The sequence below is a fragment of the Candidatus Methylomirabilota bacterium genome (genome assembly GCA_035709005.1).
GTDB lineage: Bacteria > Methylomirabilota > Methylomirabilia > Rokubacteriales > CSP1-6 > 40CM-4-69-5.
Genome location: DASTFB010000091.1, coordinates 1 through 12,435, shown reverse-complemented (window position 1 = coordinate 12,435; position 12,435 = coordinate 1). Strand labels below are relative to the sequence as shown.

The 12,435-nt window shown below is 69.2% G+C and carries 8 protein-coding genes and 1 riboswitch; of the genes, 5 read left to right on the top strand and 3 right to left on the bottom strand.

The annotated features are described in order from the left end of the window. Positions 1–92: 92 nt before the first annotated feature. Positions 93–5,027 (top strand): GAF domain-containing protein, encoded by a 4,935-nt coding sequence (locus tag VFR64_17135; GenBank protein ID HET9491466.1) that lies wholly within the window; start codon positions 93–95, stop codon positions 5,025–5,027. Beyond that, complete coding sequence (locus tag VFR64_17130; GenBank protein HET9491465.1) at positions 5,024–5,389, top strand: response regulator; 366 nt, start codon at positions 5,024–5,026, stop codon at positions 5,387–5,389. The genes VFR64_17135 and VFR64_17130 overlap by 4 nt, the downstream gene beginning before the upstream one ends. Positions 5,390–5,402: 13 nt before the next feature. Here the strand turns inward: VFR64_17130 and VFR64_17125 are convergent, their stop codons facing one another. From VFR64_17125 to VFR64_17115, 3 genes are all read right to left on the bottom strand, one after another. After that, a complete protein-coding gene (locus VFR64_17125) occupies positions 5,403–6,344 on the bottom strand; it encodes a VOC family protein (protein HET9491464.1) in 942 nt (313 codons plus the stop codon). Positions 6,345–6,394: 50 nt separating this feature from the next. Beyond that, positions 6,395–6,880 (bottom strand): hypothetical protein, encoded by a 486-nt coding sequence (locus tag VFR64_17120; protein HET9491463.1) that lies wholly within the window; start codon positions 6,878–6,880, stop codon positions 6,395–6,397. Positions 6,881–6,996: 116 nt separating this feature from the next. Next, on the bottom strand, positions 6,997–7,902 hold the full coding sequence (locus VFR64_17115; protein HET9491462.1) for a DUF222 domain-containing protein: 906 nt from the start codon (positions 7,900–7,902) through the stop codon (positions 6,997–6,999). Between the two features lie 531 nt (positions 7,903–8,433). Next, positions 8,434–8,544, top strand: a riboswitch (TPP riboswitch). On the opposite strand from VFR64_17115, the gene thiC reads away from it, so the two are divergent. The 3 genes from thiC to VFR64_17100 form a co-directional block, all read left to right on the top strand. After that, positions 8,534–10,234 carry a phosphomethylpyrimidine synthase ThiC gene (thiC, locus tag VFR64_17110; GenBank protein ID HET9491461.1) on the top strand — a complete coding sequence of 567 codons (1,701 nt, stop codon included), beginning with the start codon at positions 8,534–8,536 and terminating at the stop codon, positions 10,232–10,234. (Overlaps the previous riboswitch by 11 nt.) Positions 10,235–10,729: 495 nt before the next feature. Beyond that, positions 10,730–11,878, top strand: a complete 1,149-nt coding sequence (locus tag VFR64_17105) for an acyl-CoA dehydrogenase family protein (protein ID HET9491460.1) — start codon at positions 10,730–10,732, stop codon at positions 11,876–11,878. Continuing rightward, positions 11,875–12,435: acyl-CoA dehydrogenase family protein (locus VFR64_17100; protein HET9491459.1), on the top strand; the 561-nt coding region annotated here is incomplete at its 3' end. The genes VFR64_17105 and VFR64_17100, both read left to right, overlap by 4 nt.

The window sequence follows — 12,435 nt, the reverse complement described above, 5'->3', positions numbered from 1 at the left end:
GGGTAGGATGAATTATCCTACCAATGGCCCTGCGCCGGCTTGCCTTGACCCCCTGAGGCTCCGCCGGCTAGGCTCCGGGCACTGGAGGTGCGATGGCGCGTTCCCGCAGCGGGCTGGCCGACTTGCTGACCGAGATCGCGCGCACCGCCGCCCGGCTCTGCGAGGCCAGGGATTGCCTGATTTTTCTCGTGGAAGGTGAAGAGCTCCGCCTCGTCGCCAAGTACGGATCGCTTCGCACGACACGGCCGCTCGGGCAGACGTTTCCCCTCGTGCGGGACAGCGTTTACGGCCGCGCCGTGATCGACGGCCGCACGCTTCACGTACGAGACATCGCCGCCGCTGTTCGGACGACGTTCAAGACTCTCGCGGCCCAGCAACGGGCGACGGGGATCCGGACCCTCCTGGCCGCCCCGTTGATGCGGGACGCCATTCCCGTGGGGGTTATCTCGGTCCGCCGCACGGTCGTCCGACCATTCACGCCCCACCAGATCAGCCTGCTCAAGACCTTCGCCAGCCAGGCGGCTATCGCCATCGACAACGCCTGCCTGTCGGAGGACCTGTCCGCCCGGAACCGCGACCTGGCCGAGGCCCTGCAACGCGAGATGGCCACCGGCGCCATCCTCCGAGTCATCAGCCGCTCGCCGACCGACACCACGCCCGTGTTCGACACTATTCTCGAAAGCGCCAGCCGCCTGTGCGAGGCCAACCTCGCGACCCTCTTCCTGTTCGACGGCGAGTACCTGAGCTCGGTGGCTCATCACAACGCCTCCCCGGCCTTCGCCGAGCATCTCCGGCGCTCGCGCCTGCGGCCCAGTCACGAGACCTCGACGCGCCTGGCGGCCCTCGAGCGGCGGGTCGTTCATATCCACGACCTGCTGTCCGATCCCTCCTTTGCGCCGTCCGAGGTCCATCGCCAGGAGAACGTGCGAAGCGTCCTGTCCGTTCCCCTCCTCCGGGAGACTGAACTGCTCGGCGTCCTGACCGTGTGGCGGCGGGAGGTCCGGCCGTTCACCGACCGGCATATCACCCTCCTCGAAACCCTCGCCGACCAGGCCATCATCGCCATCGAGAATGTGCGCCTCTTCACCGAGTTGCAAACCCGCAACCGCGCGCTGACCGAGGCCCTCGAGCAACAGACGGCGACCAGCGAGATCTTGCACGTCATCTCCGGCTCGCCGACCGACGTCCAGCCCGTCTTCGCTGCCGTGGCGGCGAGCGCGGCGCGCCTGTGCGAGGCCTTCGACGCCGCGATCTTCCAGGTCGACGACAAGACCCTGCGCATGATTGTCCACGAGGGCCCGATCCCCGCTCACGCCATCGGTGAAGGCCCGCCGCTGGTGCGGGGCACGCCACCGGGGCGCGCGGTCCTCGAGCGACGGACCATCCATGTCGCCGACATGCAGACCGAGAGCGCCGAGTACCCCGAGGGCGCCGAGATCGCGCGACGCTTCGGTCACCGCACGGTGCTGGTCGTCCCCCTGCTCCGCGCGGGCGACGCGCTCGGGGCCATCGCGGTCCGGCGGACCGAGCTACGCCCGTTCACCGATCGCCAAATCGAGCTGTTGAAAACGTTCGCCGATCAAGCAGCCATCGCCATCGAGAACGTGCGACTGTTCACCGCGCTGCAAACGCGCAACCGCGAGCTCACCGAGGCGCTGGAGCAGCAGACGGCGACCAGTGAGATCCTGAAAGTGATCTCCAGCTCTCCGACCGACGTCGAGCCCGTCTTTACTGCCATCGCGCACAGCGCGGCCCGGTTGTGCGACGCGTTCGACGCCATGGTCTTACGCGTGGATGGTGGCGTCTTGCGCCTCGTCGCCCACCACGGCCCGATGCCGGCCGGCGACGTCCCGCTTCACCCCGGAACCCTGGGCGGCCGCACGGTGATCGAGCGCCGACTCTTCCACATCGAGGACCTGCAGGCCGAAGGCGGCGAGTTCCCGGAGGGCAGCGCAATCGCCCGAGAGCGCGGGCACCGGACGACCCTCAGCGTCCCCCTGCTCCGAGAAGGCACCGCCATCGGCAACATCCAGCTCCGCCGAAACGAGGTGCGGCCCTTCTCCGATCAGCAGATTGCGCTTCTCAAGACCTTCGCCGACCAGGCCGTCATCGCCATCGAGAACGTGCGGTTGTTTACAGAGTTGCAGGGGAAGAACCGTGCGCTTACGCAGGCCCACGCGCAGGTGACCGAGGCGCTGGAACAGCAGACGGCGACCAGTGAACTTCTCAAGGTGATCGGTCGTTCCACGTTCGATCTCCAGCCGGTCTTCGAGACGCTGGCCGAGAACGCGGTCAGGCTGTGCGCAGCCGAGCGCGCGTTCATCTTCCGCTTCGACGGTCAGCTGCTGCGAGGGGTGGCCACCTACAATGTTTCCCCGGAGCTCAGAGCGTTCATCGAGCAAAACCCCATCGCTCTGGGACGCGACAGTGCCACGGGACGCGCCGCTCTCGAGCGGCGAAGCATCCACATCCACGATGTCCGGGCCGATCCAGAGTACACGCACCCTGGTCAGCATGTAGACCCCTTCCGAACCGTGCTCGCGATCCCCATGCTCAGGGCGGACGAGTTGCTGGGAGCGATCTTCATTCACAGACATGAGGTCCTGCCGTTCACTGAGAGCCAGATCGCCCTGATGGAGACCTTTGCCGCCCAGGCCGTCATCGCCATCGAGAACGTCCGCCTGTTTAACGAGCTGCAGGCCCGCAACCGCGATCTCACCGAAGCCCTCGAGCAGCAAACGGCCACCAGCGAGATCCTGCGTGTTATCAGCGGCTCGCCCACGGATCTGGAGCCGGTCTTCAGGACGATCCTGGCCAACGTCTGCCGTCTCTGCGACGCCAATCTGGCTACCCTGTGGCGCTACGACGGAGAGTTCCTGTTAGGGGCGGCTCACCATAACTGCTCCCCCCAGCTCGCGGATTTTTTCATGCGAACACCCATCAGGCCGGGTCCGGCCGGCCCCGCCCGCAAAGCGGCGCTGGAGCGCCGCGTGATCCACGTTGCCGACATGACCACCGAGCCGGGATTCTCGCCGCTCGTGCTCCAGATCGAACGAGCCCGGACGGTTCTCGCCGTTCCCCTCTTGCGCGAGAACACCCTCATCGGCGTCGTGGCGATGTTTCGCCGCGAGGTGCGTCCGTTCACAGAGCAGCAGGTCGCGCTGGTCAAAACCTTTGCCGATCAAGCCGTGATCGCAATCGAGAACGTCCGGCTCTTCACCGAGCTGCAGGCCAGTAACCGCGAGCTCTCCCAGGCGCTGGCGCAGCAGACCGCTATCAGCGAAGTCCTCCAGGTGATCAGCCGTTCGATCTTTGAGCTCCAGACCGTGCTGCAGACCCTCGTCGACAATGCGACGCGACTCTGCGGGGCCGAGAAGGGATTCATCTTCCGCCGGGTGGGGGATGCCTACCGCCTCGCCGTGGACCACGGCGCCGCGCCCGACTACCGCGCCTTCATCGAAGCGAACCCGATCCCGATCGTCCCGAGCCGCGCCACCCTCGTGGGGCGGACGGTGCTCGAGGGACGCGTCATTCACATCCCCGATGCGGTCGCCGATCCCGAGTACGGCTGGTCCGAGTCGCAGAGGCGCGGAGGGTTTCGGACCATGCTCGGCGTGCCGATGCTCCGGGAAGGCGTCCCGATCGGCGTGATTGCCATGTGGAAGGAGCGGGTCGAGCCCTTCACCGAGGCGCAGGTCGATCTGGTCACCACCTTCGCCAACCAGGCCGTCATCGCCATCGAGAACGCCCGGCTGCTGAGCGAGCTCCAGACCCGCACCAAGGAGCTGGCGCGCTCGGTCGAGCAGCTTACCGCGCTCGGCGAGGTGAGCCGGGCGCTCAGCTCCACGCTCGATCTGGAGACCGTGCTCCAGACCATCGTGACGCGCGCCAACCAGATGGCCGGCACCGAGGCCTGCTCGGTCTGGGAGTACGACGAGGCGGCCGAGGCGTTCCACCTGCGCGCTACCGACAGCCTCGACGAGGACGTCGTCGCGGTGGCCCGGCGGACGCCGGTCCGCAAAGGCGAAGGCATCCTGGGCCCTATGGCGGTCAGCCGCCAGCCCGTCCAGATCCCGGACATCGCCGAGGAGCGGGCGTATCGGGGCCCCTTGCGCGACATCCTGCTGCGCAGCGGGACGCGGGCGCTGCTGGCCGTCCCCCTGCTCCGCGACGAGCACCTCATCGGCGGGCTCACCGTCACCCGGAAGTCTCCCGGCGAGTTCCCGTCCGAGACGATCGAGCTGCTCACGACCTTCGCCACCCAGTCGGCCCTGGCCATCCAGAACGCCCGGCTCTTCCGGGAGATCGAGGACAAGAGCCGCCAGCTCGAGCTGGCCAGCCGGCACAAAGCCCAGGTCCTGGCCAACATGAGCCACGAGCTGCGCACCCCGCTCAACGCCATCCTCGGCTACACGGAGCTGATCGCCGACAAGATCTACGGCGAGGTGCCGGAGCGGATGCAGGAGGTGCTCGAGCGGGTGGACAAGAGCGGCCGCCACCTGCTCGGCCTCATCAACGACATCCTCGATCTGTCCAAGATCGAGGCCGGGCAGCTCACGCTCGCCTTGACCGATTACTCGATGGCCGACGTGGTGCAGAGCGTGGCCGTCTCGGTCGAGGCCCTGGCCCGGGAGAAGAAGCTCGAGCTGGCCGTGACCGTGGATCCGGACCTGCCGCTGGGGCGCGGCGATCAGCGCCGGCTCACCCAGGTGGTCATGAACCTGGTCGGCAACGCCCTGAAGTTCACCGACGCCGGCCGGGTCGTCGTCCGAGCCAGCCGGGCCGACGAGGCTTTCCTGGTGGAGGTGGCCGACACCGGCTCCGGGATCGCGCCCGAGGATCAGGCCAAGATCTTCGAGGAGTTCCAGCAGGCCGAGAGCACGACGGCCCGGGCCAAGGGCGGCACGGGGCTCGGGTTGGCCATCGCCCGCCGCATCGTCGAGATGCACGGAGGACGGATGTGGGTCGAGTCCACCCTGGGCCAGGGATCGACCTTCACGTTCACCGTGCCCATCACGGCATCGTGAGCAAGCGCATCCTCGCCGTCGACGATCAGGAGGACAACCGACGGATCCTGCGCGATCTGCTCACCAGCGCCGGCTACGAGGTGATCGAGGCCACGACGGGCGAGGACGCGGTGGCCCTCGCCGATGCCCAGCCGTTCGACCTGATCTTGATGGACATCCAGCTGCCGGGGATCGACGGCTACGAGGCCACGCGGCGGATCAAGGCGAATCCCCGCTTGCGGCAGATTCCCCTGATCGTGGTGACTTCCTACGCGCTGAGCGGGGACGACGCCAAAGCGTTCGGCGCGGGCGCCAACGCCTACGTGTCCAAGCCCTTCAGCCCCCGCGCGCTGCTGGCCAAAGTGCGCGAATACATCGGCTGAGCGCCGTCAACGCTCAGATGGCCCCACGCTCGACCAGGTGCACGAGGACGCCGCCCAGGCTTTTCCGCCCGAGGAACGCGATGCGGGCGCGCCGGGAACCCGGGCGGCCCACCCGGTCGATCAGCTCGTAGCCGGCGCGGGCGAGCCGGCCCAGCGCGTCGTCGATGTCGCTCACTTTCAGGGCCAGGTGATGCAGGCCGGGTCCGCGGGAGGCCACGTAGCGCGCGATCGCCCCCTGATCCTGCTTGGTCGTCCCCGGGCCATGGCTGGCCGCGTCCGCGGCGTGCCGGGGATCGAAGTCCTGCAGGAACTCCAGCTCGCAGTCGCCCACGGTGACGAAGGCGACCCGGAGGCCCCCCACGGGCTCCGGCGGGCGCGCGTGGTAGACCACGCCGTACTTGTCGGAGGTGAAGCTCTCGACGGGAATCCGCACTTCCAGATCGGTCTGGGTACTCTCCAGAGGAAATCCCAGGCGCCCGCAGAAGATCTCGAGGGCGGCGGCGTTGTCGGCACTGGCCACGCCGAGATGATCGATGCGCTCGATCCACCCCGGCGAGGCTGGCGCCAGGGCGATCGGCTCGCTCAAGTAGGTCCGCACGCCCGCGGTCGTTTCCGGCCTCAGGCGTAGCCGACGGCGTCCGTCGAGCCCCGGCTCGGGCGTCCCCCCGTCCAGGGCCACGCCCGCGACGCTCACGGCGCCGGCCGCTGCGGCGAGATCGGCAACCTCCACGGCGATGTGGTGGACACCGGGCCGGGCGTCGTCGCCGAGCAAGGGGTCGCTCGGCTCGAACAGCGCCAGGGCGGAAGCGCCGATCGTGAAGACGGGCACGCGGCGGCCGGAGTCGCCGGCGGCACACGCGGTCCGTCGCAGGCCGAGGTCACGGGTGAAGGCGTCGGCGATACGATCGACGTCGGCGACGACGAGCGCTGCGTAGGCCAGGCGGCGTGCGAGCACGCCGGGATGGTACACCGGCCGGGCTCAGGCCGGCGGGGGTTGTCCCCGGCTCAGGGAGCTTGTTCCGACTCCAGGCGGTCGAATCGCGGCGAGGAGGGCGCCGGTGTGCCGGCGACCGGAGCGGTCGTCTTGGCCGGGCGGGACACGGCAGGACGTTGCTCGGCTTCGCGCCTGTCGGCTTCGCGCCTGGCCGCCTCGCGTTCCGCCGCCGCGCGCCGCAGCGCCTCACGTTTCACCGCCTCGCGGCGTGCGGCCTCGCGCCTCTCCGCCTCCTGCCGCACGATGCGCTCGGCAAGCTCCAGGATCTGTGGAGGACGCCGCGGGGTGGTCAGGGAGGCGGATCCCCGGTCGCGCAAGACCTCCGCCACAGGCGGCGCCGGGCGCTCGGGCTCCCAGTACGCCTTGCGGTACTCGGAGCCGATGATCCAGGCCGGCACGGCCAGGCTCAAGAGAACCACCGCGCCCGTGCCCAGGATCACATCCCGGACGAGCGCGCGGTAGCTCGACTCGCGGTCGATGAACGCGCGTTTCCCCATACCTGGAATGATCTTGGCCGAGAGGGGACGCCGCCAACAATAGGGCGCTTGCACTAAACCGCCCGCCGCTGCCGCGGCGTGCCGGGGCCCACGGGGCAGATCCTGTCGCGAACCCGTCAAGATTCGGATCTGAAAGGCGGCAATTTTCTCAGTGCGCGAGGATGCAGGACGTCGATGGCCCAGCCGACATCCAGGCGTTCCCCGAGCCAGCCAGGGCACGAGGTGCGTGGGTGGATGTTGAGCCCTCGGGCGACGTGGCCGGCTTCAAGTGCGGGTGCCGGATCGGCGGGCACTGCGGGCGGCAGTGGAACTTCTGGGAGAAACCGGCCGTCCGGCCGCAGGAACCGCAGCGTGCCGTCGGACTGTCGATCGACCTGAAACCCCTCCTCGTGAACTGCGCGGTGGTGCCGCCGACAGAGCAGTGTGAGATTCGAGAGCGTCGTTGGGCCGCCCTGAGCCCAGTGGCGGATGTGGTGGCCCTGACCGAAGCGCACGCCGCAGCCCGGGAAGCGGCAGCCGCGGTCCCGATGCTGGAGCGCCCGGCGTAACGCGGGCGGGATGGTGCGCGTTCGGGCGCCGACTTCGAGCAAGCGGCACGCTTTGTCGTGACGCATGACAACTCGGCTGGCGTCGCACGCCAGGCGCTGGGACGTTTCCGCGGAAACGCGAGTCCCCTCCTCGAGGACCGACTGGCCAGGCGCATCGGCGTCCGCGAGGACCTCGGCATCCAGGTGGACCACCACCTGGTATCGCTCCCCGGGGGGCCCGGGCTCGAGCCCGTGGTGCAGCGCCGTCTCCGCCAGCAGGGCCAGAGCGTCGGCCTGCTGCTGAGCCATCGTGGAGGTGTCGGGGTAAAACGACGTCGCTCCCGCAGGAACGTCGGCCGAGTGGGTGTCCGCGTCAGCGGAGCGCTCCTGCTCCTGGGCGCGCGCCTTTTGATACAGCGCCTCCCGGGCCGCCGCCAACGCCTGCATGACCAACGCCCCGACCTCGGGCTCCAGCCGCGCGCGCAGCACCACCATGCCGTCCTCGTCCTGATACCCACTCGCCAGCTCAGCCAGTGGGCGCAGGACTTGAACCCGTTGCCCCAACCGCCGCGCGCGTCGAATTCGCGAATCAGACCCAGCAGGCGGGCAGTGGCGGCGTCGAGGTGGGCCGGCAGCTTGGCGATCTCGTCACCGAGGCGATCGAGCTCCGCGGCGGTGCCGTGGTTTGCCGTACGATCGTCAGCCGCAACATGAATCGGCCAGTGAATCTCCATGGCGCCCCCTTGGTTGGAGCGACTCTACACCGCGATTTCGGAAGCCTCTGGCAGGCACGACGAACGACGATCTCGCGTGGATCGAGCTTTTTCGCGACGAATCCACTCCCGAGACCTTGCCGGCGCTCTGTGGCCCGTAGGGCGGGTCTCAGTGAAGCGCTGCCCGCGGGCAGTCAGCGCGACGTCGGGAAGTGTCAAGTGAGAAAAATTTCAGACACCGCGCTCAGCAGCGTGTGCGGCCGAGCGCGAGCTTGACGGTAGCCGGGGCCGAGCGTAGCCTACGAGCGTCCGATTCGTGAAACGCGGGAGCTCGGGGAACCGGGCTGAGAGGGCGGCGAGGCGCCGCCGACCGCACGAACCTGACCTGGGTAATACCAGCGAAGGGAGGCCCCATGCGTAAGGTCTACGTCACCGGCTCACGTCCCGATCTGCGCGTGCCCGTGCGCGAGATCGACCTGTCCGGCGGAGAGCCGCCGGTTCGCCTCTACGACACCAGCGGCCCGTACACCGACCCCGAGGTCCACACCGACATCAAGCAGGGTCTGCCGCCCCTGCGGCTGCCCTGGATCCTCGAGCGAGGCGACGTCGAGGAGCTGCCCGGCCCGTCCTCGTCCTACCGCCGGCAGCGTGATCTGGATCCGGCGCTCGGAGGGGTCCGCTTCGCCAGCGTGCGGCGTCCGCTGCGAGCCCGGCCCGGCCGCCGGGTCACCCAGCTGCACTACGCCCGGCGCGGCGAGATCACCCCGGAGATGGAGTTCATCGCGCTGCGCGAGGGCATCCCCGCCGAAACCGTTCGGGCCGAAGTTGCGCGCGGACGCGCCATCATCCCGGCCAACGTCAACCATTCGGAGACCGAGCCGATGATCATCGGCCGGAACTTCCTGGTGAAGATCAACGCCAACATCGGCAACTCTGCCGTGGCCTCCTCGATCGAGGAGGAGGTCGACAAGATGACGTGGGCCACCCGCTGGGGCGCCGACACCGTGATGGACCTCTCCACCGGCAAGAACATCCACGAGACCCGGGAGTGGATCCTGCGCAACTCCCCGGTGCCCATCGGCACCGTGCCCATCTACCAGGCGCTGGAAAAGGTGGGCGGCAAGGCCGAGGAGCTCACCTGGGAGCTCTACCGCGACACCTTGATCGAGCAGGCCGAGCAGGGCGTGGACTATTTCACCATCCACGCCGGGGTGCTCCTCCGCTATGTCCCGCTCACGGCGAAGCGGGTCACGGGCATCGTCTCCCGCGGCGGCTCCATCATGGCCAAGTGGTGTCTGGCCCACCATCAGGAGAGCTTCCTCTACACGCACTTCCGCGAGATCTGCGAGATCATGGCCGCCTACGACGTGGCGTTCTCGCTGGGCGACGGCCTGCGCCCCGGCTGCACGGCCGACGCGAACGACGAGGCGCAATTCGCCGAGCTCGACACGCTCGGTGAGCTGACGAAGATCGCGTGGGAGTACGACGCCCAGGTGATGATCGAGGGCCCCGGCCACGTGCCCATGCACCTCATCAAGGAGAACATGGACCGGCAGCTGGCCGTCTGCCACGAGGCGCCCTTCTACACGCTGGGCCCGCTGGTCACCGACGTCGCGCCCGTCTACGACCACATCACCTCCGCCATCGGCGCCGCCATGATCGGGTGGTTCGGCACGGCCATGCTCTGCTACGTGACCCCGAAGGAGCACCTGGGGCTGCCCAACCGCAAGGACGTCAAGGACGGCGTCATCGCCTACAAGATCGCCGCCCACGCCGCCGACCTGGCCAAGGGCCATCCCCGCGCCCGCGAGTGGGACGACGCGCTGTCGAAGGCGCGCTTCGAGTTCCGCTGGGAGGACCAGTTCAACCTGGCCCTCGACCCCGAGACGGCGCGGGACTTCCACGACGAGACGCTGCCCGCCGAGGGCGCCAAGCTGGCCCACTTCTGCTCCATGTGTGGCCCCAAGTTCTGCTCGATGAAGATCACCCAGGAGGTCCGCGAGTACGCGGCCCGCGAGGGCGTCGCCGGCGAGGCCGCGGCCCTGGCTCAGGGACTCCGCGAGAAGGCCGAAGAGTTCAGGACGGGCGGCGGCGAGATCTACCGGCGGGCGTAGCGGCTCGCGAAACCCGGCGACGCCACCAGCCCGGGAGCGTCGGGTCCGGGCAAAATACCTGAACCCGGGCGGGCCACCCGCCCGGACGCTGCCCGCTCCCCCCCGTTCGCCAACAGCCGGCTCGTCTCGACATTCCAACGAATCCGGTACGTTCCGGCCTCGCGCCGGCTCCGCGATGTTTTGGCATCAATGATGCCCACTGCGATCGCTGAAGAGACTCCGGCCCGCGGGACCGGCCGGGGAAGGAGGCGGCGATGAATGCGATGATCAAGTCGCTGACCGGCTCGCTGGCAGCGATCGTCGTGACGGTCGTCGGAGTGGTCTTCCAGACGATCCAACAGCCCATCCCGATCCCATTCCCCTGAGAGGGGCCCGGCGAGGTACTCCTCCGGCCTTCCGGAGGCTTTCTCCGGAAGGCCGGAGCGGATGACGGCCTTTTAACGAGCGATGCGTCATGTTGCGGCCGACCCCCGGCCGTGCTAATCGAGTCGCACCGTGGCCGTCTTCCACTTCGAGCTCCGCGATCTGCCCCCGGAGACCCGGGCCCTCCGGGCCGAGGTCCGCGAGTTCTTGCGCCAAACCCTCGCCGGCCGTCCGGCCGTCGGGCGGGCCGGCTCCTGGGGCGGCTTCGATCCCGAGTTCAGTCTCAAGGTCGGCGCCCGGGGCTGGATCGGGATGACCTGGCCCAAGCGCTACGGGGGCCACGAGCGGACGTTCCTCGAGCGCTACGTGGTGCTGGAGGAGATGCTGGCCGCCGGCGCCCCGGTGAGCGCGCACTGGATCGCCGACCGCCAGAGCGGCCCGCTGCTGCTGCGGTTCGGGACCGAGGAGCAGCGCCAGCGGTTCCTGCCGGCCATCACCCGGGGGGAGTTGCACTTCGCCATCGGCATGAGCGAGCCCGACTCGGGCTCCGACCTGGCCTCGATCCGCACCCGGGCGGTGCGCGTGGACGGCGGCTATCTCGTCAACGGCACTAAGGTCTGGACGTCCAACGCGCACCTCTGCCAGTGGGCCATCGCGCTGTTCCGGACCCAGGTGGTGCCGGACAAGAAGCACGAGGGGCTCTCGCAGTTCCTGGTGGAGCTCCGGTCGCCCGGCATCACGATCCGACCGATCATCGACCTGGCCGGCTCGCATCACTTCAACGAGGTGGTCTTCCAGGACGTCTTCGTGCCGGAAGACCTGCGCGTGGGCGCCGAGGGCGACGGCTGGAAGCAGGTCACCACCGAGCTCGCCTTCGAGCGCAGCGGGCCCGAGCGCTATCTCTCGAGCATCGCGCTGCTGATCGAGCTGATCCGCCACGTCGGCAAGGAGCCCGACGAGCGCGGGCTCGTCGTGATCGGGCGCCTGGTGGCGCACCTGGCCACGCTGCGCCAGATGTCGCTATCGGTGGCGGGGATGCTCGAGGCCGGCCAGAACCCGAATCTCGAAGCCGCCCTGGTCAAGGACGTGGGCACCACGTTCGAGCAGGAGATCCCGGAGGCTGTCCACGCCCTCCTGGATCTCGAGCCGACCACGACCAGCGGCAGCGATCTCCAGCAGGTGCTGGGCTACCTGGTGCAGCGGGCGCCGTCGTTCTCCCTGCGCGGCGGCACGCGCGAGGTGCTGCGCGGCATCATCGCCCGGGGGCTGGGTCTGAGATGAGCGAGCTCGGAACGCTGCTGGCCGATATGGTCACCCGGCTCTTCACCGACCTGGTGACGAAGGAGTCGCTGGAGGCCGCCGAGCAGGGAACCTGGCCGGACCGCCTCTGGCAGGCGCTGGAGGAAGGCGGGCTCACGCTGCCGCTCGTTCCCGAAGCGGGCGGCGGCGCCGGCGGGACCTGGGCCGATGCTTACGTGGTGGTGCGGGCGGCCGGCCGTCACGCGGCGCCCGTGCCGCTGGCCGAGACCATCGTGGCCGGGTGGCTTCTGGCCGGCGCCGGCCTGGAGGTGCCGCACGGCCCGCTCACGCTCGCGCCGGTGAGGCCTGACGATCGCCTGCGCCTGAGCCGCGCCGGCGGGAGCTGGCGGCTCAGCGGCACGGCCACCCGTGTGCCCTGGGGGAAGGCCGCCGGCCATGTCGTGATCGTGAGCGAGGCCGACGGGCGCCCGCTCGTCGCCCTGGTGCCGGCCGACGCCGCCCGCGCCACCGCCGATCGCAACCTCGCGCTGGAGCCCCGGGACACCCTCGTCTTCGCGGACACGCCGGTCGCCGCCGCC